20 protein-coding genes are annotated in these 25,940 nt (G+C 38.6%); 12 read left to right on the forward strand and 8 right to left on the reverse strand.

Annotated elements, in window-relative coordinates:
* Positions 1-171 precede the first annotated feature (171 nt).
* Positions 172-2,334: an ornithine decarboxylase gene (locus BTA34_RS12700; RefSeq protein ID WP_151435889.1), complete on the forward strand. Its 2,163-nt coding sequence runs from the start codon at positions 172-174 to the stop codon at positions 2,332-2,334.
* A gap of 94 nt (positions 2,335-2,428) precedes the next feature.
* Here the strand turns inward: BTA34_RS12700 and ybbP are convergent, their stop codons facing one another.
* Positions 2,429-4,870, reverse strand: a complete 2,442-nt coding sequence (gene ybbP / locus BTA34_RS12705) for a putative ABC transporter permease subunit YbbP (protein ID WP_151435890.1) — start codon at positions 4,868-4,870, stop codon at positions 2,429-2,431.
* Complete coding sequence (gene ybbA / locus BTA34_RS12710) at positions 4,867-5,553, reverse strand: putative ABC transporter ATP-binding protein YbbA (protein WP_151435891.1); 687 nt, start codon at positions 5,551-5,553, stop codon at positions 4,867-4,869. Before ybbA ends, ybbP begins: the two co-directional genes overlap by 4 nt.
* Here ybbA and tesA point away from each other — a divergent pair.
* The 5 genes from tesA (at position 5,524) to BTA34_RS12735 (ending at position 9,383) form a co-directional block, all read left to right on the forward strand.
* The gene (gene tesA / locus BTA34_RS12715) at positions 5,524-6,153 is read left to right on the forward strand and encodes a multifunctional acyl-CoA thioesterase I/protease I/lysophospholipase L1 (RefSeq protein ID WP_151435892.1); all 630 of its coding nucleotides are present in this window, start codon (positions 5,524-5,526) and stop codon (positions 6,151-6,153) included. The genes ybbA and tesA overlap by 30 nt on opposite strands.
* Positions 6,154-6,203: 50 nt before the next feature.
* Entirely contained in the window at positions 6,204-6,989 is a 786-nt protein-coding gene (locus BTA34_RS12720; protein WP_151435893.1) for an SDR family oxidoreductase, read from the forward strand.
* An 84-nt stretch (positions 6,990-7,073) separates the two neighbouring features.
* Positions 7,074-7,931: a co-chaperone YbbN gene (locus tag BTA34_RS12725; protein WP_151435894.1), complete on the forward strand. Its 858-nt coding sequence runs from the start codon at positions 7,074-7,076 to the stop codon at positions 7,929-7,931.
* A gap of 37 nt (positions 7,932-7,968) precedes the next feature.
* Positions 7,969-8,892, forward strand: a complete 924-nt coding sequence (locus BTA34_RS12730; protein WP_151435895.1) for an SPFH domain-containing protein — start codon at positions 7,969-7,971, stop codon at positions 8,890-8,892.
* A 2-nt stretch (positions 8,893-8,894) separates the two neighbouring features.
* Positions 8,895-9,383, forward strand: a complete 489-nt coding sequence (locus BTA34_RS12735) for an NfeD family protein (protein ID WP_151435896.1) — start codon at positions 8,895-8,897, stop codon at positions 9,381-9,383.
* On the opposite strand, the gene cueR is transcribed toward BTA34_RS12735, so the two are convergent.
* The gene (gene cueR / locus BTA34_RS12740; protein WP_151435897.1) at positions 9,337-9,750 is read right to left on the reverse strand and encodes a Cu(I)-responsive transcriptional regulator; all 414 of its coding nucleotides are present in this window, start codon (positions 9,748-9,750) and stop codon (positions 9,337-9,339) included. The genes BTA34_RS12735 and cueR overlap by 47 nt on opposite strands.
* Positions 9,751-9,882: 132 nt before the next feature.
* Between cueR and copA the strand changes: the two genes are divergently transcribed.
* From copA to ybaK, 4 genes are all read left to right on the forward strand, one after another.
* Complete coding sequence (copA, locus tag BTA34_RS12745) at positions 9,883-12,825, forward strand: copper-exporting P-type ATPase CopA (protein WP_151435898.1); 2,943 nt, start codon at positions 9,883-9,885, stop codon at positions 12,823-12,825.
* A gap of 368 nt (positions 12,826-13,193) precedes the next feature.
* A complete protein-coding gene (locus BTA34_RS12750; protein WP_151435899.1) occupies positions 13,194-14,453 on the forward strand; it encodes a YadA C-terminal domain-containing protein in 1,260 nt (419 codons plus the stop codon).
* 118 nt (positions 14,454-14,571) lie between these two features.
* Positions 14,572-15,381 carry a TraB/GumN family protein gene (locus tag BTA34_RS12755; RefSeq protein ID WP_151435900.1) on the forward strand — a complete coding sequence of 270 codons (810 nt, stop codon included), beginning with the start codon at positions 14,572-14,574 and terminating at the stop codon, positions 15,379-15,381.
* A gap of 34 nt (positions 15,382-15,415) precedes the next feature.
* Positions 15,416-15,895, forward strand: coding sequence for a Cys-tRNA(Pro)/Cys-tRNA(Cys) deacylase YbaK (ybaK, locus tag BTA34_RS12760; protein ID WP_151435901.1), 480 nt, complete (start codon positions 15,416-15,418; stop codon positions 15,893-15,895).
* A 120-nt stretch (positions 15,896-16,015) separates the two neighbouring features.
* Here ybaK and ushA read toward each other — a convergent pair whose 3' ends face one another.
* Positions 16,016-17,680: a bifunctional UDP-sugar hydrolase/5'-nucleotidase UshA gene (gene ushA, locus BTA34_RS12765; RefSeq protein ID WP_151435902.1), complete on the reverse strand. Its 1,665-nt coding sequence runs from the start codon at positions 17,678-17,680 to the stop codon at positions 16,016-16,018.
* 261 nt (positions 17,681-17,941) lie between these two features.
* On the opposite strand from ushA, the gene BTA34_RS12770 reads away from it, so the two are divergent.
* Both BTA34_RS12770 and ybaL read left to right on the forward strand, forming a co-directional pair.
* On the forward strand, positions 17,942-19,180 hold the full coding sequence (locus tag BTA34_RS12770) for an MFS transporter (RefSeq protein ID WP_151435903.1): 1,239 nt from the start codon (positions 17,942-17,944) through the stop codon (positions 19,178-19,180).
* A gap of 238 nt (positions 19,181-19,418) precedes the next feature.
* Positions 19,419-21,179, forward strand: coding sequence for a YbaL family putative K(+) efflux transporter (ybaL, locus tag BTA34_RS12775; protein ID WP_151435904.1), 1,761 nt, complete (start codon positions 19,419-19,421; stop codon positions 21,177-21,179).
* A gap of 119 nt (positions 21,180-21,298) precedes the next feature.
* Here the strand turns inward: ybaL and BTA34_RS12780 are convergent, their stop codons facing one another.
* The 4 genes from BTA34_RS12780 to adk form a co-directional block, all read right to left on the reverse strand.
* A complete protein-coding gene (locus BTA34_RS12780; protein WP_151435905.1) occupies positions 21,299-22,609 on the reverse strand; it encodes an inosine/guanosine kinase in 1,311 nt (436 codons plus the stop codon).
* 103 nt (positions 22,610-22,712) lie between these two features.
* A complete protein-coding gene (wzz(fepE), locus tag BTA34_RS12785) occupies positions 22,713-23,831 on the reverse strand; it encodes an LPS O-antigen length regulator Wzz(fepE) (protein ID WP_151435906.1) in 1,119 nt (372 codons plus the stop codon).
* 163 nt (positions 23,832-23,994) lie between these two features.
* On the reverse strand, positions 23,995-24,975 hold the full coding sequence (gene hemH / locus BTA34_RS12790) for a ferrochelatase (RefSeq protein WP_151435907.1): 981 nt from the start codon (positions 24,973-24,975) through the stop codon (positions 23,995-23,997).
* A 169-nt stretch (positions 24,976-25,144) separates the two neighbouring features.
* A complete protein-coding gene (gene adk, locus BTA34_RS12795; protein ID WP_151435908.1) occupies positions 25,145-25,789 on the reverse strand; it encodes an adenylate kinase in 645 nt (214 codons plus the stop codon).
* Positions 25,790-25,940: the final 151 nt, after the last annotated feature.

Consider the following 25,940-nt stretch of genomic DNA (forward strand, 5'->3'; position numbering starts at 1 on the left):
GTAGATCAGTTTATTTTCTCATAAACTGCTCCATTCACCCCCTCATCAAAAATGGTGATTTATGCATTTAGAATACATAAATCACCATTCTTATCTTTTAATTTATTTCAATCACATTCACAACCAAGTATATTGTTCGCCAATTCTTTTACTGATAAAAACGCGAGTATAATGAAAAAAATGAAGTTGGCGTGTCACCCTACTCTTTCACACTATTTTTATTGTGAACGTCCGATTGTTGATATTGTTGATGCAAATTTAACGCAAGTATCAGCTATCGTGTTGTCATTGTCAGATATTGAGTCTGGCGAATTAGATCGCATTTATCAAACAGGGTTTCAATTACCCGTATTTATTGCTGTTAATCTTAATGATGCAATTAGTGCTGAATTGCTTAATCAGGTTTCAGGGGTTGTGATTACCGATAAAAGCGCACATCAAAAAAATAGTATGTTAATTAATAAAGCGGCACAACAATATGAAGAGAGTCTGACCACACCATTTTTTTCACGCTTAGTAAATTATGTTGCCGAAAAGAACGTCGCTTTTGATTGCCCGGGTCATCAAGGTGGAGAGTTTTTCCGCCGTCATCCTGTTGGCGAACAGTTTTATCAATATTTTGGTGAGAACCTATTTCGCTCTGATCTCTGTAATGCTGATGTGGCAATGGGTGATTTGCTTATTCATGAAGGAGCGCCTTATGATGCCCAAACTTTTGCAGCGCAAGTATTTAATGCCGATAAAACCTACTTTGTTTTAAATGGGACATCTTCTTCTAATAAAGTTGCCTTAAATGCCTTATTGGCACCAAATGATTTAGTGCTATTTGATAGGAATAACCATAAATCCAATCATCATGGCGCACTCATTCAAGCAGGAGCAACACCTGTTTATTTAGAGACCGCTCGTAATCCCTTTGGCTTTATTGGTGGTATTGATGCTCATTGCTTTGAAGAACACTATTTACGCCAACAAATTGCAGAAGTTGCGCCAGAACACCAATTTGATAAACGTCCATTCCGTTTAGCGGTTATTCAACTAGGCACTTATGACGGTACAATTTATAACGCAAGGCAAGTGGTCGATAAAATTGGTCATCTTTGTGATTACATTTTATTTGATTCTGCATGGGTGGGTTATGAACAATTTATTCCAATGATGAAACAGTGTTCGCCTTTATTACTAACCCTTAATGAAGACGATCCCGGTATTCTCGTTACTCAATCAGTTCATAAGCAATTAGCAGGATTTTCACAAACCTCACAGATACATAAAAAAGATGCTCACCTTAAAGGGCAATCACGTTATGTTAATCATAAACGTATGAATAATGCTTTTATGATGCATGCATCCACCAGCCCATTTTATCCTCTTTTTGCGGCTCTTGATGTCAATGCAAAAATGCATTCTGGTAAAAGTGGTGAAGCAATGTGGATGAATTGCGTAAAACAAGGCATTGAAGCTCGTAAATCACTACTAAAGCAGTGCCAATTTATTAAGCCATTTATTCCTGAAGTCGTTGATGGGCTTGCTTGGCAAGATCACGACACCGATAAAATTGCTCACGATCAGCGTTTTTTCAATTTTATTCCTAATGATAATTGGCACTCATTTGAAGGTTATGCCACCAATCAATACTTTGTTGATCCTTGCAAGTTAATGCTGACAACGCCGGGGATCGATCCTCATACAGGGGAATATGCACCTTTTGGTGTGCCGGCGTCTATTTTGGCAAATTACCTACGTGAGCACGGTGTTATTCCTGAAAAAAGTGATCTCAATTCAATCTTGTTTTTGCTGACTCCTGCAGAGCATCAAACGAAGTTTGATCGCTTAATCTCTTTGATTGTTCAATTTGAAAAGCACTTAGTTGAAGATGTGCCATTAGAACAAATATTGCCTTCTGTTTGTCGTTGCTATCCATCACGTTATCAGGGTTATACCTTGCGCCAACTCTGTCAGGAAATGCATGATATTTGTATCAGATACAATATCAAGTTACTGCAAAAACAGATGTTTAGAAAAAGTCATTTTCCTAAGCGAGCGCTAAGCCCACAACAAGCTAATATTGAGTTTGTTCGTGGTAATGTTGAATTGTTACCTTTAAATGAATTAGCAGGTCGAATTGCCGCTGAAGGTGCTTTACCTTATCCACCGGGTGTTTTATGTGCTGTACCTGGTGAAATTTGGGATGGTGCTGTTTTACGTTATTTTCAGGCGCTTGAAGTCACTATTAATCAGCTTCCCGGCTTTTCAACTGAACTTCAAGGGGTTTATATTTATGATGAAAATGATGGTAGTAAGCGAATTTATGCTTATGTGATAAAAGAATAATTGTCTTATCTTTCCTCTTTCCCCATAAAAAATGCTGATATTTAATAATATCAGCATTTTATTTAGCTCTGTTTATCCGCCTGATTTATTTCAACTATTCTCCTTGAATTCGTCGATATTGCCCTTTATCTTGCAACAGCCGGACGCCTAATATACTGCCACATAATGAAAGTAATAATGCCGCAACAATAGGTACAGTGATCCACATTTCCCATTGTGGTTGCCAAGGGAACTTAAATACCGATATTTGTAATAAACTTAATGCGACCTCAGCACCAATCGCTGCTGCTAATCCCGCCATTAAACCTAATAATGCAAATTCAGCCCAAAGAGTCCGTCTTAATAATGATTTACCTGCGCCTAATGTTCGATACACCACCAGCTCAATGCGTCGTTGTGTCATTCCTACCTGAATTTGAGCAACTAACAATAACGCACCACAAATCATGACTAATCCAACCATAATCTCTAGCGCTCGACTGACTTGCTGTAAGATTTGTTGAACTTGCTGAATTAATGCACCAGTATCTAACACACTTACGGTTGGAAATTGCCGATTAAGCGCTGTAATTAACCCGTCCTCGCCATTGTAATAAAAACTACTCATCCATTTTTCTGGCTGATTGCTTAATCCTTCTTCAGAGAAAATAAAGAAGAAATTAGGGCGCATATTCTCCCAATCAACATGACGAATACTCGTAACAATGGACTTAAATTCACGAGTATCACCGACAAATGTTAGTTCATCACCTAATTTAATCTCGAGTTGTTCGGCAACACCTTGGTCAAGAGAAACACCATTACCGACAGGAGGCCATGTTCCTTCAACAATCACGTTATCTTTAGGCAATTCACTGTGCCATGTTAAGTTAAGCTCTCGACGAACAGTGTTATTACCTGCATCACGTTTATCTGCCCACTCTTTAGCATTATGTTCATTAATCTGTGTTAAACGCGCTAATACCACAGGGAATGCATCCGTAGGTTCAACCTTATATTGTGCCAATAATGTATTAATTTCTTGAACTTGAGGTGCAGACATATTGATTAGAAAATAGTTAGGGCTATCTTCTGGTAATTGTTTTTGCCATTTTTCGAGTAAATCACCTTGAATAAGGACTAAAAGCGTTAACAACATAAATGAAAGTGCAAAAGCAGCAAGCTGAGTCATTGTTTGAAACGGTTGTCGTAATAAACGAGTTACTGCTAAGCGCGCACTGAGTTGGCGGAATTTAAACTGCTTTAATACCCATAATCCTAACCAGCCAATGATCCCAAGTAAAAAAGCAATAACAACAACACCAAATAGAATTGACCAGAGTAAAACGCCAGTTCCCGCAAAAAGCGTTAAAGCACCGACAATAATTAAGCCTACTATCGGTAAATAATAACGAAGAGGCCATATAGGTGCCGTAGTATCACTTCTTAATACTCGGGAAGGTTGCGTTGCCATTAATTGATAATAAGGTCTTAATCCTGTTAATAAAGCAATTAACAGTAAAGAGCCTACAGACCATACCCATGGCAAAAAGCTCGCTTCTGGTAAACTTTTAGGTAAGACTGGCGCTAAAATTTGTAGCAATATTGCTTCAAAAACAAGCCCTACTAAGGAGCCAACAACAATAGCGCCAATAAGGATCACGCCCCATTGCCCAACGATCCACTTTCTCAATGCACGTTTATCTGCACCTAACGTTTTTAATACCGCAATTAAAGTATGACGACTACGGCAATAATGAGCCATTGAAACGGCAACTGCCGATATCGCAAGCAATAGCGTTAATAGCGCTGAAAGTAAAAGGAAGTTTTTCGCACGCTCCATTGATTGTGAAAGTGCTCCACTATCTTGTTTTAAACTATTCCAACGCTGATCGGGTTTTAATAGTGGGTCGAAGCGTTGCTGATAGCTATCAATTACAGATCCATCACCTGCAAACATATAGCGATAAGTCAGACGGCTCCCAGGTTGCACTGCTCCAGTTGCTTCAACATCATCAAGGTTAATTAAAACACGGGGGGCGATTTGAAAAGGATTAAACCCGCTGTCTGGCTCTTGAATTAATACACCACTAATCGTAAATGAGGCATCGCCTACATCAATTTTATCGCCAACTTTTATATCAAGTAATTCAAGTAATCTGGCACCAACAAGCGCAGTTCCTTTTTCAGGTTTTAACCCTGCTGGCTCTGTTTCTAACTCACCATACAGTGGATATAATTTATCCACCGCTTTCACCAATGCCAGCTGTGGTGTGTCGCCTTCAGGAGCATAAGACATCGTGGTAAATTGCATTTGGCGACTAAGAGTTAGCCCTGCTTTCTTCGCCTCTGTAAGCCAGATTTCATCAACGGGGTAAGATGCACGTAAGACTAAATCGCCAGCAATTAAATCACGACTTTGAGCGTAAATACTTTTATCAATGCGATCACCTATACGCCCTAAAGCAAGCACACAAGCAACCGCAAGCGCTAAAGAAAGCCAAACAATTAATAGTGCCGGAGAGCGCCATTCACGCCAAAACCAACGCCAAATCATGACTCCTCCTTAAGTTGTCCATCTACTAATCGTAATCGCCTTTGGCAACGAGCAGCCAGCTCATTATCGTGAGTCACTAAAATCAACGTTGTTGCATAATCTCGATTAAGAGAGAATAACAAGTCAGCAATTTTATCACCTGTTTTACGATCAAGATTCCCTGTTGGCTCATCAGCAAAAAGAATCGCTGGCTGAGTACAAAATGCTCTTGCTAATGCAACGCGTTGTTGCTCACCACCAGAAAGTTGTGCTGGCATATGGTATAAACGTTCGCCTAATCCTAACAGCTTAAGTAAATCAACTGCACGCTCATGACTGTGCTTTTCTGACTCACCTTTTAATAATGCGGGCAACTGCACATTTTCGAGTGCATTCAATGTTGGGATCAACATAAATGATTGAAAAACAAACCCAACATGTTGGGCGCGCAATTTGGCACGTTCTTCTTCATTCATTTTTGTGAGATCTTCTCCCATTAAATGCACGCTGCCAGAGCTGCCATCATCTAACCCAGCAATGATACCTAACAGCGTCGATTTACCTGATCCGGACTCACCAATTAACGCAATTGTTTGTGCAGGCTCGACAACTAACTCAACACCCTGCAATATAGAGATCTGACTATCACCTTGTCCTACTTGTTTGGTTAACTGATGAACTTCAAGAACCTTTTCCGTCCACATACATTTTTCCTTATCGTTATGATGATGTTTAGCTTTAAGGCAATTGCTGCTGATACCTTTTTAATCTTTGGTGACAGCTTAAGTGCAGGATATCGTCTTCCAATTGAAAGTGCATGGCCACAACGCCTTGCTGATAAATGGAAAACAACCTACCCTGAAATTAATGTTATTAATGCAAGCATTAGTGGTGAAACTGCCTTTCAAGGGCAAAATAGGCTGCCTGATTTATTAAAACAGCATCAACCTCGTTGGGTTTTAATTGAATTAGGTGCAAATGATGGCTTACAGGGATACCCTGTTACACAAACAAAAGAGGCATTACAAAACATCATTACACAAGTAAAAGATGCCGGTGCAACGCCACTTTTTATGCAAATAATGATTTCACCTAATTATGGTAAACGTTATACACAATCATTTTCAGCGATCTATCCAAAACTCGCTGAAGATAATGCGCTTCCTCTGCTTCCCTTTTATATGGAGCAAATCGCTGATAAGCCTGAGTGGATGCAAAATGACAGCATACACCCCAATGAAGATGCTCAGCCTTTTATTGCGCAGTGGATGGATGAAACATTATCCCCTTACTTAACACGTTAGGCTATTCTGACAGTAGTTGACGTAGATTAAACGAGATTAATTGTAAAATTATGCAAAAAACGGTATTGATTACAGGAAGTTCCAGTGGAATAGGACTCTGTGCCGCAAAAGCACTAAAGAAAAGAGGCTATCGAGTTCTTGCAGCTTGCCGTAAAGGAGAAGACCTTGAACGCATGGAAACACTGGGATTAGAACCTATTCATCTTGATCTTGATGATCCAAAAAGTGTTGAAAATGCGGCACAAGAAGTAATTCGCCTAACAAATGGTCGTTTATATGGATTATTTAATAATGGCGGATTTGGTGTTTATGGTCCATTAGATGCTATTACTCGCCAACAAATGGAAAAACAGTTTTCTACTAACTTCTTTGGTTTACATCAGCTTACTACATTACTTCTACCCGCAATGTTACCTCATGGTGAAGGAAGAATTATTCAAACTAGCTCTGTAATGGGGATTATTTCGACCTCTGGTCGAGGAGCTTACGCTGCCAGTAAATATGCAGTAGAAGCGTGGTCTGACGCGCTAAGAATGGAAATAGCGCATACAGGTGTTAAAGTGAGTTTAATCGAGCCAGGTCCAATACGAACGTGTTTCACTGAGAATGTGGCTCAAGCCGAAAAAGATAAACCGGTAAAAAATCCGGGGATTGCGAGTCGTTTCACATTAACGCCTGAAGATGTAGTGAAAAAGCTTATTCATGCTTTAGAAAACCCAAAACCTAAGATACGTTATCCCGTAACCTTATTAACTCACGCCGTCAAAATACTAAAACGTTTTCTACCTGATGCTTTAATGGATGCTATTCTCAGTCGCCAGAGTGGCAAGGCTTGATTTTTCAGGAATCACCCTTACTTATTAATAAAATAGCGTTATAAATCGCATATATATTTAAAACTCTCAAAAAGGGGCAAGTTAATGTTAGCAACTGCACATATTGTTGATGTGAATGAATCAAATATTCAACAAGTTATAGAACAATCCATGACTAAACCCGTCATGATGTATTTCTATTCAGAACGTAGTCCTCATTGTGCAGAGCTTGGCGCAACATTAGATAAACTGTCAGCCGAATTTGCTGATCAATTTATTTTGGCCAAATTAAATTGTGATGTTGAACAAATGATTGCCTCACAATTTGGTCTACGTGCGATCCCAACTGTTTATATTTTACAAGAAGGCCGCCCTGTTGATGGTTTCCAAGGACCTCAACCTGAAGAAGCAATTCGCCAAGTGTTAGCCAATGTATTACCCAAACTAGAAGAGCTAAAAGCGGCACAAGCGGCACAATTACTTTCTGAAGGAAAAACAGAGGAAGCTTTACCTCTGCTTAAAGAAGCGCATCAACTCGCACCTAAAAATAGCGAAATTACACTTGCGCTAGCGGGTGCTTTAATTTCTTTAAATAAAAATGAAGAAGCCCAAACTCTGTTAATTACTATCCCTTTACAAGATCAAGACAGTTACTACCATAGTTTGTTAGCGCAAATTGAATTACAAAAACAGGCTGCTGATACGCCTGAAATTCAACAATTACAGAACGATTTTAATCAACAACCTGAAAATACTGATCTTGCCATTCAACTTGCACTAAAATTACATGAAGTTGCTCGTAACGAAGAGGCGTTAGAGTTGCTATTTAGCTTTATCAAAAAAGATCTAAATGCAGGTGATGGACAAGTTAAGAAAACCCTGATGGATATACTATCGGCCTTAGGTACTAATGATAATTTAGCGTCTAAATATCGTCGTATGGTGTATTCTTTACTTTATTAATTTTATTTTCTTATTAAAGCAGACTTAGGACAGGTATATGGAAATAGTCATTGGTATTATCATCTTATTCGCTATTATTTTAGTTTTATGTGGTGTTAAAACCGTTCCACAAGGTTATCAGTGGACTGTCGAACGTTTTGGTCGTTACACTCGAACTTTGACTCCAGGGCTACAAATTCTCGTACCATTTGTTGATCGTATTGGTCGCCGTATCAATATGATGGAACAAGTACTTGATATCCCTTCTCAAGAAGTCATTTCTCGTGATAACGCCAACGTCAGCATTGATGCAGTCTGCTTTATTCAAGTCATCGATCCTGTAAAAGCGGCGTACGAAGTTAATAACCTTGAACTTGCGATTATCAACTTAACATTGACGAATATCCGTACAGTATTAGGCTCCATGGAACTTGATGAAATTCTTTCTCAACGTGACCAAATCAACAGCCGCCTGTTACTGATTGTTGATGATGCAACAAACCCTTGGGGTATCAAAATTACCCGTATTGAAATTCGTGATGTCCGCCCACCAAAAGAATTGATTTCTGCAATGAATGCGCAGATGAAAGCTGAACGTACTAAACGTGCCGACATTCTTGAAGCTGAAGGTATTCGTCAAGCAGCTATCTTAAAAGCTGAAGGTGAGAAACAAGGACAAATACTCAAGGCTGAAGGTGAGCGTCAATCTGCATTCTTACAAGCAGAAGCCCGTGAACGTGCGGCAGAAGCAGAAGCCAGAGCAACACAAATGGTATCTGAGGCCATTGCAAAAGGTGATATGCAAGCCATTAACTACTTTGTTGCTCAAAAATATACTGATGCGTTGTCTCAAATTGGTTCAGCTAATAACAGTAAAGTTATTATGATGCCATTAGAAGCAAGTAATCTTATGGGTGCGATTGGCGGTATTTCTGAATTACTCAATACCCAAAAAAGTGACTCTGGCAACAAGAGCAATTAATTATGATTGAATGGATTAGTGCTCAACCTGCACTTTTCTGGCTTTGTCTTGGTGGCTTGCTGTTAATTACAGAAATGTTAGGAACAGCAGGATACCTTTTATGGTCAGGAATAGCGGCTCTGTGTGTATCGTTGATCACATGGATATTGCCGATTAGCTGGCCTATTCAAGGTATTTTATTTGCGATATTAACGGTTATTAGTGCTGTACTTTGGCACCTTTGGCTTAAACGCAGAAAACAATCAAAAGAAGCTGAAAATTTAAATCAGAAAACTCATCAACTGATTGGTGTTCATGCTGTTTTATTATCAGATACTGAAAATGGTTTTAGTCGCGTAAAATTAGCGGATGGTAGTTGGCGTGTTTATTCAGACACGCCATTACTTACCGGCGATAAGGTAATAGTAACTGCGATTGATGGTATTACCTTACAAGTGATTGCGCTTAAACCGACTGTTTCTGGTGATGACAACACCCTGACAAATGATTGATGATTGGGCAATCTGCACCATCATCTCCGGGGCATTCGCTGGCTAATAACAGTAATCGCTGGCGAATGGCGTTAAGCTCATTAATTGTTTTCTCAATTTCAGCCACTTTTTTTAAGGTGGCTTTTTTCACGTCAGCACTATGACGAGAAGGATTTCTTAACAACATTAATAAAGCTCGACACTCTTCTAAATTAAATCCGACCTCTCGCGCTTGTCGTAATAAAGTTAACTCTTCAATATGTTGAGCCTGATAATAGCGATAGCCGTTTTCACCTCTTCCCGGTGGCGTTATCAAGTCTTTTTCTTCATAAAACCGAATAGCTTTAGCCGTTAATCCTGTTTTACTTGCGATTTCACTAATATTCAAAATTCCCCCTTGACCTTCCCCTTGCGGAAAGGTTTAGCCTTTATCTCGATAAGAAAAAACCTTTAAAGAAAGCAAGTTACCGAATATTGAGCAATAATAGAGGTAACGCTTTTATGTCGGAGATAAATTAACATGGCAAAAACTACGATACTCGCACTACAAGGACTTTCATGCTCCCACTGTGTTAACAGTGTAAAAAAAGCACTTGATGCTCGCAATGACATAGAACAGGCAACTGTGACTATTCAATACGCTAAAATTGACAGCGATGCAACTGCTGAAAGCTTAATCAAAACAATTGAAGATGCAGGCTATGAAGCAAGTGTTGCAACACAGCCTGATGTAAAATTAAGCCTAAGTGGGCTTAACTGCATGAAGTGTGTCGGTAAAACTGAAAAAGCATTATTAGCGGTTGAAGGTGTTGCCGCTGTTAATGTGACAAAAGAGTCAGCTGAAATTTTTGGTGACGCAACTGCAGATACTTTAATTGCAGCGATTACGGCAGAAGGCTTTCAAGCAAGCTTAGCGCCCACTGACAACGCAATTCATTTAACGCTATCTGGCTTAAATTGTGGTCACTGTGTCGCTTCAGTTAAAAAAGCACTAGAAAATACAGCGGGCGTTGAAACCGTTGAAGTTGAATTAACACACGCAAAAGTCACTGGTTCTGCAACCGCTGAAACCTTAATTACCGCCATTACAGAAGCCGGTTTTGAAGCACAACTTGCAGGTACTGATTTCCCAAAAACTGAGCCGCTGACGCAAACGCATGCACAACTGGAAGCATCGTCAGCGGCTGTTTGTGATATTCCAGTTGAGAATGCTGATATTGATAATGGCGCTGAAATCGATACTGACGATGACAGCAGTGTTCAGCTTTTAATTGATGGCATGACCTGTGCAAGTTGCGTAAGTAAGGTTCACAAAGCATTACAATCTGTTGATGGCGTTGAAAATGTGCGTGTAAATCTTGCTGAACGTAGTGCATTAGTGACTGGTGATATCGATCATGATGCACTTGTGACTGCCATTGAAAAAGCAGGTTATGGCGCTGAAATTATTCAAGATGATGTAAAACGCAGAGAACGTCAGCAAGAAGTTGCTGTTGCCAATATGAAACGTTTTCGCTGGCAAGCGGCATTGGCCTTAGTTGTTGGTATCCCAGTCATGATTTGGGGAATGATCGGCGACAATATGATGCTGACAGAGTCCAATCACAACATCTGGTTAGGCATTGGTATTGCAACGCTGTTTGTGATGGTTGTTGCGGGTGGTCATTTTTATCGTAGCGCGTGGCAGAGTTTAAAAAACCGCAGTGCGACAATGGATACCCTTGTTGCATTAGGAACAGGAACCGCGTGGCTCTATTCCATTACCGTGAACTTATGGCCAGAAGTGTTCCCCGTTCAAGCTCGACATCTCTATTATGAGGCCAGTGCGATGATTATCGGTTTAATCAATCTGGGTCATATGCTTGAGCAAAGAGCGCGCCAGCGTTCATCCAAAGCACTAGAACGACTATTAGATTTAACGCCACCAACAGCAAGAGTCATAACTGAAAATGGTGAAGTTGAAATGCCATTAGCTGATGTTAAACAAGGAATGACCTTACGTTTAGCAACAGGTGATAAAGTACCGGTTGATGGTGAAATTATCCAAGGTGAAGTATGGATGGATGAGGCAATGCTAACAGGCGAGCCAATTCCACAGCAAAAAACAGTGGGTGACACTATTCATGCTGGTACAACGGTTCAAGATGGCTCAGTGCTATTTAAAGCCGCCGCCGTGGGAAGTAAAACAACGCTTGCTCGTATTATTAAATTAGTTCGCCAAGCACAAAGTAGTAAACCTGAAATAGGTCAGCTAGCGGATAAAATTTCAGGTGTGTTTGTACCTGTTGTCGTTGCTATCGCTCTTATTGCGGGTGCTATTTGGTATTTCTTTGGTCCTTCGCCACAAATTACCTATGCACTGGTGATTATCACAACCGTTCTTATCATCGCTTGTCCTTGCGCTCTAGGTTTGGCTACTCCTATGTCGATTATTTCAGGTGTAGGTCGTGCGGCTGAATATGGTGTGTTAGTTCGTGATGCAGATGCACTACAACAAGCGAGCAAACTGGATACTTTAGTCTTTGATAAAACAGGAACACTGACAGAAGGTATGCCTCAGGTCACTGAAATTCATACTTTCAACCAAGTAGATGAAACTCAAGCACTTGCATTGGCAGCATCGTTGGAAAATGGTTCTAATCACCCATTAGCTAAAGCCATTTTAACGCGAGCTGAAGGCATTGATTTACCTGAAATAAGCCAATTCCGCACGCTTGCAGGAATGGGGTTAAGCGGCGAAATTAACGGAAAAACAGTGCTTTTAGGCAACCCTAAATTGATGCTTGAATCGGGTATTGATATTAGTGAAATTAATCCACTTATTGACACTCAAGCAGCAAAAGGCGTTACTCCTGTCTTATTAGCTCAAGAAGGTAAGATTGCCGCCCTTCTCTCTATCCGTGATCCACTTAGAGAAGATACAGTAAGTGCATTGCAGCGTTTACATAATCAGGGCTATCGCCTAGTGATGTTAACCGGTGATAATCCAATTACTGCAAATGCAATAGCAAAAGAAGCGGGTATTGACCAAGTGATTGCAGGTGTTATGCCGGAAGGTAAAGCACAAGCAATTACTGAACTTCAAGCCGAAGGGCGTCGTGTTGCAATGGTTGGAGATGGTATTAACGATGCCCCTGCATTAGCTAAAGCAGATGTCGGTATTGCCATGGGCGGCGGTAGTGATATTGCGATTGAGACTGCCGCAATCACGTTAATGCGTCATAGTTTACATGGTGTTGCTGATGCTGTTGAAATATCAAAAGGCACACTACGTAATATGAAACAGAATCTATTTGGTGCGTTTGTTTACAATAGTTTAGGTATTCCCATTGCAGCAGGTATTTTATATCCGTTCACTGGCACACTGTTAAATCCCGTGGTTGCCGGTGCCGCAATGGCACTGTCTTCAATCACTGTTGTGAGTAATGCTAACCGTTTACTGCGTTTTAAACCCAAGCAATAACACTTAACAACATATAAATAAATATTATATTTAAACCTCTTTTACTTATCGGTAAAAGGGGTTTTTTATTATTTATTGAACAATGATTATTAATATTTTCAAAAGGTTAAAAAAAAGCCGATATTTCTATCGGCCAGTCAAAGAGGAATTTCTCATTATACAAGAGAGTCATTACTCCGCCCTCTTAACGCTAGAATAGCAATATATTATAACTATTTCATTATTTTTTATTATTCATAAAATAAAGACCATATTGACATTAAAATTATTCTGATAATAAGGCGGTTTATTTATATCAATTAAAAAATTAACACTCAGAATATATAAATGAAAAATCAACACCATTTTACTTTTAAAAGGATTTAAAATTGAAATATAAAAACATTTTTATCGCAACAATATCTATTGTTTATTCTTCTTGTGTTTTTTCAAACACATTAAATCCGAACGTTTCTTCTGATTTAATCACTCCTGAATATGAAGAGCTTGAAAATAAAAAAAGCTATTTAACATCAACGATTTTTAATCAGATAGTTGATAATAATTTAATTACTATAGTAAAAGGAACAAATAAAGATAAAGAAGCCTATGGTATTGAATTAAATAGTGGCGTAGCTAAAGATTTAGAAAAATACTTAAGAAGTCGAAATTTAACCGATTCTGCCGATCTTATAAAGAAAAATATCGTTAATAAAAATGGTTATATTGATATTCAATCTAACAATAGTGATTTAAAAATGGGGATGGTGGGTTATTTATTAGAAAAAGATTTATTGACCGAGAAAAACCGTAATGAAGTTATTAACCTAATCAAGCATGCGGAAACAATGATCTACAGTACTCAAGATAGTGCATTAACATTAGATGATCTAGAGTCTCCCGAGAGACTACATAAAATAATCGATAATCAAAATACCAAAAACCGTTCTTTATTGTTATTAGAAAAAAATACAAAACAAGATCTAGCTCAAATGAGTCAATTACAAGAGCAAGATTATTCCTTACTTAAAAATTTAGTTTCAGACAATAAAAAAAGATTATCAGAAGATCTTCAAAATAATTCAGAAAAAATTAAAAACAATGAAAGTATAATTAAAAAAAATACCACTACTCTTGATAAAAACAATAATCTCATAGAAAAAAACACAACTGATATTGAGAAAAATACTCATGCTATTAATAGTAATGCTAGCAATATAAGAGAAAATAGAGATGATATTAGTGATATCAAAGAAAACTATATTGACAATTTAAATATCAATGGAAGCAATATTTCATTAAAAAGCCATTTTGCTACTCTTTATACTGAGCAATCAGTCTCAAGAAATGAATTTAAAACATTGAAAAGTGACTTTGAATATTTTAAATCTGACACCCAAAACCGTTTTTATAAAGTGGAAAAACGTGCCAATCAAGGTATTGCCTCTGTTGCTGCAATGAGCAATTTACCTTTTACCGATAACGCGACATTTAGCACCGCTATTGGTATCGGTAATTATCGTAATGCCACAGCCCTTGCTTGGGGTATGCAATATCGTATTAATGAAAATATTAAAGTCAGAGCATCTACAGCATGGAATGAAACCAATAGCTGGGTCTCTGCCGGGGGTGTTGGCATTAGTTGGTAGTCATTCAGCCTAAAGTAAAAACAGAGAAAGCTAAGTAAAGCTTCGTTTTCTCTGTTTCATTCAATCAAAAATCCGTTATGCTGAGGCTTAGTGATCGACACTTAAAGGAGCATATCAAATGACGGGTATTTTTCAGAAAATCAAACATTGGGTAGGCATAAAAAATACTGTCCATTACCCTTATCCCGCCGTTGATATTACGCTACCTAATAATATCTCTTTACATCTTGTGGGCAGTATCCATATGGGTGTTCCCACAATGTCACCACTTTCCAATGTGCTTATTAACCAAATAAAAAATGCAGATGCGGTTATTGTTGAAGCTGATATTTCAACGGATGTACAGCCTTTTGATCAAGCCTCTCTTTTTAGAGAGCCTTTAGAAACGCGTTTAAATGAAACGCTTTTTTCTCAAATTACTCAATATTGTGAAGACCTCTCACTTTCTCTTTATCAAATTGAAAATAAACCACTTTGGCAAATTGCGTTAATTTTACAATCGACCCAAGCCATGCAACTCGGATTACAACCTCAACATGGCATTGATTATCAAGTCATTCAACATGCTAATGAACACAAAAAAAATATTATAGAACTTGAAGGCATTGAGAGTCAGGTCGCATTGTTATTGGATTTTCCTCATGATGGTCAACAATTACTCGAAGACACACTAAAAAATTGGCACGAGAACGCACGTACATTGCAAATCATGATCAATTGGTGGTTAAATTATAATAGTAGAGAGAAACAACCGCCGTTACCGAATACCTTTAGTAAAGCTGTATTTGATATCTTAATGGAAAGCCGTAACCAAAAATGGGTAAGCACGTTATCAGCATTACCTGCCGGTCGTTATGTAGTCACTGTCGGCGCTCTTCATTTATTTGGCGAAGAAAATTTGATCGATTTATTAACATCCCAAGTATAAAAATATTGTTCTAACCTTATAAGTAGGAATAACTATGACTCCCGCTGTAAATTTACTGGAAAAACAAAAAATCAAATTTACCCTTCATCCTTATGAGCATGATGCTAATGTCCATAATTTTGGTGATGAAGCCGTTGAAAAATTAGGTTTAGATAATCGCCAAGTATTCAAGACACTTTTAGTTTCTTTAAATGGTGATGCTAAAAATCTTGCTGTGGCAGTAACACCCGTTTCTGGTCAGTTAGATTTAAAACTCGTTGCTAAGTGTTTTAAGGCCAAAAAAGCAGATATGGCAGATCCCCAAATTGCACAAAAGGTTACGGGTTATTTAGTGGGTGGAATTAGTCCACTAGGTCAGAAAAAACGCTTACCAACAGTGATTGATGAACAAGCACTTGAATTTGACACTGTCTTTGTTTCGGGTGGTAAACGTGGCTTAGATATTGAATTATCAGCAAAAGATTTAGGCTCTGTATTAGGCGCCCAATTTGCACTTATTCGTAAAGAGTCATAACCCATAATGATTTTTTATTTTAAGGCTCTCCCTCAAAATAAGAAATTAACGTGATTTAAACTCAAAATAAAAGGCGACATTAAATGTCGCCTTTTGTCTATTAAGCGTGACTAGTAAGATTTATTTTTTGTAAACAATTTCGCCTTTAGGTTCGAAATCATCAGCTTTCAATGGAGAATGTGATTCGATATAACCTTTTAATACTTCAGCATCAACGAAACCAGTGTTTACATAACCTGGGTGCGTATCAATTTTCGGATAACCATCACCACCAATACCGTTAAAGTTGAGTGTTGCCATACGGTAAGATTTTGTTTTATCTAATGGTTTACCCGCAATTTTAACATCGCTAACTTTACAGTCTGCATCTACTGTTAAGCTAACATTGTAGAATTGTGCATAAGCACCAGAGTCAACTTTCATACATGCAACAGCTGATAAATAAGGCTCGACTTCTTCACCTTTAAAATCAACATAAACTAGTTCGTTCGCGAATGGTTGAACTTTCAGAACATCTTTGTAAGTGATATCACCAGATTCAATAGAATCACGAACACCACCACCACTCATAATGGCAAAGTCCGCATTCGCACGTTCAGCTTGAGCTGATAATAATAGACGTGCCATATTGGTTTGAACAAAGCGAACTTTACTACGATCACCTTCTAATTTACCAACAACCTCACCCACTTTAACATTCAGTTGCTCGCCACCTTTTTCTTGGTAAGGTGTCAGCAGTTTCATCATTTCAGGGTTATGAGGAATTTCTTTTGTATAGTAAACAAGCTCCGTTGTACCGTCGTCCTTCTTCACTTTCTGATTTAAGTTGATTGGGATTAATTGGTAATGTTTTAACGTAAACTCGCCATTACGGAATTCGAAGTCTGCACGACCAACATATTTACCCCATTCATGAGCCTGAACAATCCATGTACCATTTTGGTTATCTGGAGCACAAGGTGTTCCTGGTACATAATCAGCTTGTTTGTAGTTTTTATTCTCTTGAGACATACAAACAGGATCTTGTGAGTGACCACCCACAATCATATCAAGGTAACCTTTTGGTAACGCACGCGCCATTTCCACATCGCCCGGTGCGTTAGAGCCGTGATTACCATCATCGTAGTGACCCATATGAGTTGCTGCGATAATAATGTCTGGTTTTTCCGTTGTGCGCAGTTCTTCTACAACTTTTTTAGCTTCATCAGAAGGTTTGCGGAATTCAGTATCAGGGAAGTTTGCTGGGTTACCAATACGCACAGTATCATCAGTCGTTAAGCCTAATACTGCAATTTTTACACCTTGCTTATCAAAAATGGTGTAAGGCTTGAATAAACGCTCACCCGTACTTTTTTGATAAATATTTGCAGATAAGAATGGGAATGTTGCCCATTTTTCTTGTTGGCGTAAAACTTCTAATGGATTATCGAATTCATGGTTGCCAAGTGCCATTGCATCATAACCGACAAGATTCATACCTTTAAAATCAGGCTCTGCATCTTGTAAATCAGATTCTGGTACACCCGTATTGATATCACCACCTGATAACAGCAGTACGCTACCGCCTTTTTTAGCCACTTCATCACGAATGTTATCAACAACCGTTTTTTGTGCCGCTAAACCATATTCGCCATGATCGTTATGCCAGAAATGGCCATGGTGATCATTGGTATGCAAAATAGTAATTTCGTAGGTTTTATCCTTTTCCCATGCCTGAGACATCGCAGGTGCCATCGCTAAAGAAACTGTCAAGGCGCATGCTGATAATTTAAAAGATAAGCTCATGGTATATCCCCATGTATATTATTTATTGAGAAGGTTCTGCCATGGTTCTACAGTAGAAAAAGAAGACAGAAGTTAAACAGTTTTGCTGTATTTTATGACGTAGGTTATATAATTTTTTTATTATTTCATTGATCCAATAGTTTTTTTGAGACATGAATCAAACTCTATTTCTCACAAAAGCACTCAACTCCAAATAGATGTAAACTAGACCAATAAAAATAGAAACAATTTATTAACAAAATAATGTGACAGGGAATTAAAATGAGCAATGCCGAACCAACGCTTCCCATAGAAGAAACTGACGTTTTACAACGAAAAGCCAATAAGCGTAATACGGTTTTTAGTATTTTAACTGCTATCAGTTTTTCACACCTTCTCAATGATATGATCCAATCATTGATATTAGCTATTTATCCTATGTTGCAATCTGAATTTTCTCTCAGTTTTGTGCAAATAGGAATGATAACGTTGACGTATCAAATTACAGCATCCTTATTACAGCCTTTTATTGGTCTTTATACTGATAAATATCCTAAGCCTTACTCATTACCTATTGGTATGGGTTTTACGCTAACAGGGATTGTTCTCCTCGCCTTTGCTGATACATTCCCAATGTTATTACTTGCAGCAGGATTAGTCGGTACAGGCTCTTCTGTTTTTCATCCTGAATCATCTCGTGTTGCAAGGATGGCATCAGGTGGAAGACACGGGCTGGCACAATCACTCTTTCAAGTTGGGGGCAATTTAGGTAGCTCTTTAGGTCCTCTTTTAGCAGCTTTACTGATAGCTCCTTATGGCAAAGGCAATGTCGGTTGGTTCTCCCTTGCGGCATTACTGGCCATTATAGTGCTATTACAAGTGAGCCGTTGGTATAAAATTCAACAAGAAGCTCAGAAAAAACAACCAATAGTGCTAAACAACAAAGCAATATTGCCACGTAAAGCCCTTTTTGGCTCTTTAGCCATTTTACTTATTCTGATTTTTTCTAAGTATTTTTATCTTGCGAGCATCAGTAGCTACTATACTTTCTATTTAATACATAAATTTGGCGTTTCAGTACAAAATGCACAAATCCACCTCTTTGTTTTCCTCTTTGCTGTCGCCGCTGGCACCATGATTGGTGGCCCTGTAGGCGATAAGATTGGCAGAAAATACGTTATTTGGGGATCTATTCTTGGTGTTGCGCCTTTTACGCTGATACTCCCTTACGCTAGCCTTTACTGGACTGGTGTACTTACTGTATTCATTGGTGTGATTTTGGCTTCAGCATTTTCTGCTATCTTAGTTTATGCTCAAGAGTTAATTCCGGGTAAAACAGGCATGGTTTCAGGGCTTTTCTTCGGACTTGCTTTTGGGATGGGAGGGATTGGTGCTGCAGTCTTAGGATATGTTGCTGATCAGAAGAGTATTGAATATGTCTATCATATTTGTGCTTATCTCCCACTATTAGGTATTTTCACCATTTTTCTTCCTAATATTGGGGTGGATAAAACTGAATAGCTTGTAATTATCCCTGTTATCTAAATGAACTAGTAACAGGGTATTTCTTACTTTAAAAGGTAAGACTGATTAAAATAACATAAAAAAGTGCATTTGCATCAAAAAACTCAATCAACTTGCTATTTTTATAAATAATCAATAATTTTTAGCGAATTTATTGCATGAATACGTTAAACTATCAGCCTGCTATATTACTCGCCCCCCGATACATGTAGTTTTATAAAAAGAAGGAGAATTGATGCCGCATTCAACACCCCTCATTACCACCATTGTTGGTGGGTTAGCACTTGCTTATATTTTAGGCATGATCGCTCAACGGCTAAAAATCTCACCTTTAGTAGGATATCTTGCTGCGGGTGTACTCGCTGGTCCATTTACTCCCGGCTTTGTCGCTGATACATCTCTCGCTCCTGAACTCGCTGAAATTGGCGTTATTCTGCTTATGTTTGGTGTAGGTTTACACTTTTCATTAAAAGATCTGATGGCAGTAAAAGCCATCGCTATTCCGGGTGCTATTGCCCAAATTACAGTAGCAACACTATTAGGACTCGGATTATCAGCATTTTTTGGCTGGGGCTTATTTAGTGGCATTGTATTCGGTTTGTGCCTATCAACAGCGAGTACCGTTGTTCTTTTGCGCGCGCTTGAAGAAAGAGGCCTGATTGATAGCCAACGAGGTCAAATTGCTATTGGTTGGTTGATTGTTGAAGACTTAGCAATGGTGTTAGCCCTTGTTTTACTCCCTGCTATCGCCAATATGCTAGAAAGTAGCGATCAAACCAATATTTCTCAACTCATGATCAATTTAGGTATCACCATCGGTAAAGTGATAGCCTTTATCTTAATCATGATGATTGTTGGTCGTAAGCTTATTCCTTGGATTTTAGCTAAAACCGCGGCAACTGGCTCTCGTGAGCTATTTACACTAAGTGTACTCGCTCTAGCTTTAGGTATCGCTTATGGCGCTGTAACCTTATTTGATGCTTCCTTCGCATTAGGGGCATTCTTTGCGGGTATGGTGCTGAATGAGTCTGAATTAAGCCATAGAGCGGCTCAAGATACTTTACCGCTGAGAGATGCTTTCGCGGTGCTGTTCTTTGTGTCTGTCGGCATGTTATTTGACCCAATGGTATTAATTGAGCACCCTCTTGGGATCTTAGCAACACTGGCTATCATTATTATTGGTAAATCAGCCGCTGCATTAGTTCTTGTACGCATGTTTGGACATTCCAGACGTACCGCCTTAACTATTTCAGCCAGCCTTGCTCAAATTGGTGAGTTTGCCTTTATTCTTGCTGGTCTTGGTGTGGCGCTAAACGTTTTAGAGCCAGATGCACGTAATCTTGTTTTAGCCGGTGCTTTAGTCTCGATTATGCTAAACCCAGTTCTGTTCTCTTTATTAGACCGTTATCTGGCAAAAACAGAAACCAAAGAAGAAATGGAACAGCTACAACAAGAAGAGCTGGAAGAAGAGATGCCTGTCCCAGTTGATATTTGTGGTCACGCCATTATCGTCGGTTATGGACGTGCAGGAAGTATGCTAGCTGAAAAATTATTAGCTCAATCCATTCCATTAGTGATTATCGAAAATAGTCGTAATAAATTTGCTGAGTTAAAAGAGAAAAGTTTAAACACCGTACTGGGTAATGCATCGACTAAAGAGTCACTTGCTTTAGCCCGTATTGATTGTGCTAAATCTTTATTACTGACGATACCTAATGGTTATGAAGCAGCCGATGTCGCCGAAACGGCAAGAAGTATGAACCCTGATTTAAATATCATTGTTCGCGCCCATTTTGACGATATTATTGTGCGAGCTAACTATGATGAAGAAGCTTCTTTTATCCTTGAAAAAGGTGCAAATCACGTTGTTATCGATGAAGATCAAACAGCATCTGCAATGGCGGATATGCTAATTAAAGAAGTTGAGTTTGGTTGTGCTATTGATGATACACCTGAAAATGGTCAACAAATCATTGCACCAAGTGCAGCGCAATAATCAAACACAGGTAATCACTTAAATCCATAGAATTTAAGTCAATAAAAAACCTATCAATAAATGTTGATAGGTTTTTTTTATTTCACACTGATAAAACAAGACTTAGAAACAATATCAACTTAACGTTCCCAATAGGCTTCTTCCAAGCTGTCTTCTTTTTCAGGTAAACCGCGCGTCAAGCGTGGAGAATGCTGGCTTAGTACTTGATAACTCACTCGGTTAGCATATTTACATACTTGCGCTAATGATGAGTAAGTTAAATAAGTCCGAGGATGCTTACTTGAATTTGGCACATTAATGCGATGATAGCTATTTGCTGTAATATCATGCAGTAATGCTGATAATGCGGCATCACCCGCACCATTTGTATTCATGATCTTTTCAGGGCCACCCATATAAGGTTCTATATGAGAATAGACTTTCTCTGGCTCTTCACAATCTTTACGACGCATTGCTCGACTAAATTCATAACGATTAAATTCAGCAATCGCACCCGGTAATAAAGGATGTGTGGTTTGGCGCTTAAAACTGTGTTCTGTATAACCGCCCATATAAAGACCCGCAGGTCCCGCAGTACAAAGCACTAAATCAACCCATTCTAAAGCGACATCAGAAGCCAACAGAGGATCTGCATGCCCGGTTAATTCAAAAGCTTCATCTTCATTCATGGCGACAACAGAAACGTGCTCTTTTAAGAAATCACGCCACCATTGTGGATCATCGGCAATAACATATTTTGTGCCAAGGGTGAGAACGACAGGCACATCATATTTTTTCGCATACTCAATCGCTTTCATGGTTGCTAGCGGCATCGGTTCACCAGGTTTACAGCGAACTAAGTAAGCCGTTAACACCAATGCGGAGGCTTCTGCAATCACCTCTTCCGGAATGCTTTCAGGTCTAAGTTGATTCATTTGACCGGGGCTAATAGCAAATGTGCGTTCACCATTTTCCGTGATCAGCGTAAAACAGCGCCCAATAGCACCATCAACACCTTGGAGATAATTGAGATCAGTACGGCTAGAGGTGTTACATAAATAACGATAAGCATAGCTACCAATCTGAATATTATTACACATAGTGCCTAATAACACAGAGCGGTCGTCAGCCAATACAGAATAGTTATGTAGCGTATTACCAATAGTGCCACCAGCAAATTCGTGAGTTATCAGATTATTATCTGTTAACTCACGATAAAGTGCCTCTGCGACATCATCTTCAATAACAAGAGAGTGTCCCTGACTCAAGTTATAACGGTTAATAAACTCTTCATCAACTTTCGCTTCAATATCAACCAATGTTTGGTCAATACCCACGATATAAGCGCGAGAGGATTCGCTCTCCGTCATATTGATGATGGGTTGTAATAAAGGATCTCGTAAACTAACGGGAAAATAGTGTTTGGATTTTCGTTTGCCAGGGAATTTCATTGTGAACGATGCTACACAGCTAAAAAAGATGCGCAATGTTAACACAATATTATGGGAGAGACAGTAGGTGTACGTCAGTACACCTACTTATTTAAAGATATTTTTATGCGGTTTTACGACGGCTTCTTGCCATATAGCTCAGTAAAACACCCATAACAGACAGAATGAAACCAACAAAAGCGGCACCAACTAAAATCAGAGCGCGTTTAGGTGCGTCTTTTTTAGTCGGTTCGTAAGGCTTCAACATATATTTGAACGGTACAAATTGAAGCTCGTCTAATTTCACTTTTTCTAACTGTTTCATATTATATAAGCGGTTTTTCAGATCAGCGCTCACTGTTGTTGGATCAGTTATAGCTTCAGTAATCGCTAATTTACTTGTTAAAGCATCAGAACCCATGGCAATCGAATAATCAGGATCATCTTTAATTTGTGCGCCTTCACTGGAAATAGGTTTTTTCACTCCAGCGGCATTAGCAATTTCTAACGCATATTTTAAACGTTGCACATTTACATTACGCGCATTCGCGATACGCTCTAAATCCATTTCATAGGCTTTTTGCGCAAAACTCAATTTACGTTCAATTTGGTCATCAATTTCGTCTTTTACTTCCACGCGTACTTTGGTAGAAATAAAGCGAATATAACCAGAAAGTAAATCGTAAGCTTCTTCAGAGGTTGGTGCGGTAAAGCTTAAATTGATTTCACCACTAAACTCTTCTTCACTGTTTTTACTATCTGAAGCTTTTAAATTAATGTCTTTGGTGACAATTTCTTCAATTAGTTTGCGCTGATCCAATGGTGTTGGATTTTCCATTTTAGCCAGCAAACTTTTGTAATAGTCTGTACTTATTAAATATTCTTCACGTAAAACACGAGAGTTATAGTTATTGATAAACTTTTGATAAACAGATGAGCCATTCACACCAGTATCAACATCCACCAAGCTAAGTTCGGTCAATGTGGCTCTTAATTGCTTCATTTCATCAAGCATTGGCTTGGTAATTGCAGCTTGGCTCGTCCATTTTTGTGGTAAAAAGCTTGCAACAGTAAAGCCAACGATAGCAAATAATAACGTGATACCAATAATGACAAATTTTGATTTATAAATAACAGAAAATAATTCAAAAAGATCGATTTCATCATTCTGTTTTAGATAGAAATCCTCAAACTGCCCTTTATCAATTTCTGAAGATTGTGGTTTTGAAAGCTTACTATTCATTTTCCTGCCTAAATTTAGGTAATGCAGTGTCCGTTTATCAGCACTTTTAGCGATTTCCACTAAAAGACTTAAAAAATGAGAAAAGATAAGTTTATATATAACTGAAATATGATCAAATTAATATATCACCAAATCCGATAATTTTATTTATTGAATTCAGCAATTATTTTTTGCATACCTCTCGGATCATCGCTTCTAACAAGTCGATATGCTCTGGAGCATCATTTAATGCAGGAATGTATTCATACTGTTTTCCACCACCATGCATAAAGAACTCTCGGTTCTGTTCATTAATTTCTTCTAATGTTTCCAAACAATCAGATGAAAATCCCGGGCATACAACCTGCACATGTTCAACCCCTTCACTTCCCAGCTTTTCCATCGTTTTGTCCGTATAAGGCGATAACCAAGGTTCACGGCCAAAACGTGACTGGAATGTCAACATGACTTGCTCTTTAGGATAACCTAATTGCTCCTCTAATTGTTCTTTCAGTTTTTCTGTTGTGAGACAACATTCATCATAATAAATATCACCTGTTTTGATAAAACGCTCAGGAATACCATGGAAAGAGAGAATTAAGCGATCGGGTTTACCATATTGCTGAAAGCTTTTCTCAATAGAGGTGACCAGTGCTTTGATATAAAGCGGATGTGTAGGATAACTACGAATAAAGTGAAGAGAAGGCATTGTACGCATGTCTTTAAAAATTCGACTGACACCATCAAATACCGCGGCAGAAGTAGAGCAAGAGTATTGAGGGTAAAGTGGTAACAAAATAATGTTATCAACACCTTGTTGTAATAGTTTTTCAACCCCTTCATTTAATGATGGATTGCCATAACACATCCCTAACTCCACGGGGATATTAGGTAGTCGCTGAGCAACAGCGCGTTGTTGCGCTCGGCTAAAAACTAAAAGGGGAGAGCCATCATCCATCCAAATCTGTTGATATAACTTAGCCACTTTAGGTGAGCGAAACGGTAATATCGCCCCTTGTAATATTGGTTTCCAAATCAAAGGAGAAACATCAACAACACGAGGATCGCTAAGAAATTGAGCCAAATAACGTCGAACAGCCCCCGTTGTCGGCGCATCAGGTGTGCCAAGATTAACCAAAAGAACACCATACTGAGCATTATTCATACTATGACTCCTTAGAGTTATTTTATTAGGATAACCAAAAGGTAGAAGAATAAAGGAAAATAATGGATTGTGCTTGTCAATTTATTGGATCGTGCTTTTTATCTCATCTTCTTATTTTTAAGATAAAAAAAATCCCGGCTCTACCGGGATTAATCATCACAATGACGAATTAGCCAAGGATACTTTTCAGTTCAGCGTTAATTTCGCTTACTTTTTGTGTACCATCAACTTTGAAGTATTTCGCATTGTTTGCTTTAGCTTCATTTTGGTAATAAGAAACTAACGGTGCAGTTTGAGTATGGTACTCAACTAAACGTTTACGAACCGTTTCTTCTTGGTCATCTTTACGTGTTGTTAATTCTTCACCCGTCACGTCATCACGATTTTCCACTTTAGGTGGATTAAATTTCACATGATAAACACGGCCTGATGGTGCGTGAACACGACGACCAATAATACGATCAACAATAATTTCATCAGGTACAGCGAATTCCAGTACGAAATCCACGTTGATACCCGCTTCTTTCATTGCATCAGCTTGTGGAATTGTTCTTGGGAACCCATCCAACAAGAAACCATTACGGCAATCGTCTTGTTTGATGCGCTCTTTCACTAACGCAATAACTAATTCATCAGTCACTAACTGACCATTGTCCATCAGTGCTTTTGCTTTCAGTCCTAGTTCTGTACCTGCACTTACTGCCGCACGTAACATATCACCAGTTGAAATCTGTGGGATACCATAGCTTTCTTTAATGAATTGAGCCTGAGTGCCTTTACCAGCGCCTGGAGCGCCTAGCAGAATGATACGCATCGCGTAAATCCCCTTGCATTTAATTTTTTATATTTAAACTCGAAAACGCATTACCATACCATTTTGTGAGGTCATCGCTCAACAAATCACGGTAGCGATTGCATTTTATTTTTTATCGAAAAAGAAAAAACCACGCTCTCTTTTCAGATAA

The organism is Proteus sp. CD3, from assembly GCF_008808075.1.
In the GTDB taxonomy this organism is placed as follows: Bacteria; Pseudomonadota; Gammaproteobacteria; order Enterobacterales; family Enterobacteriaceae; genus Proteus; species Proteus appendicitidis.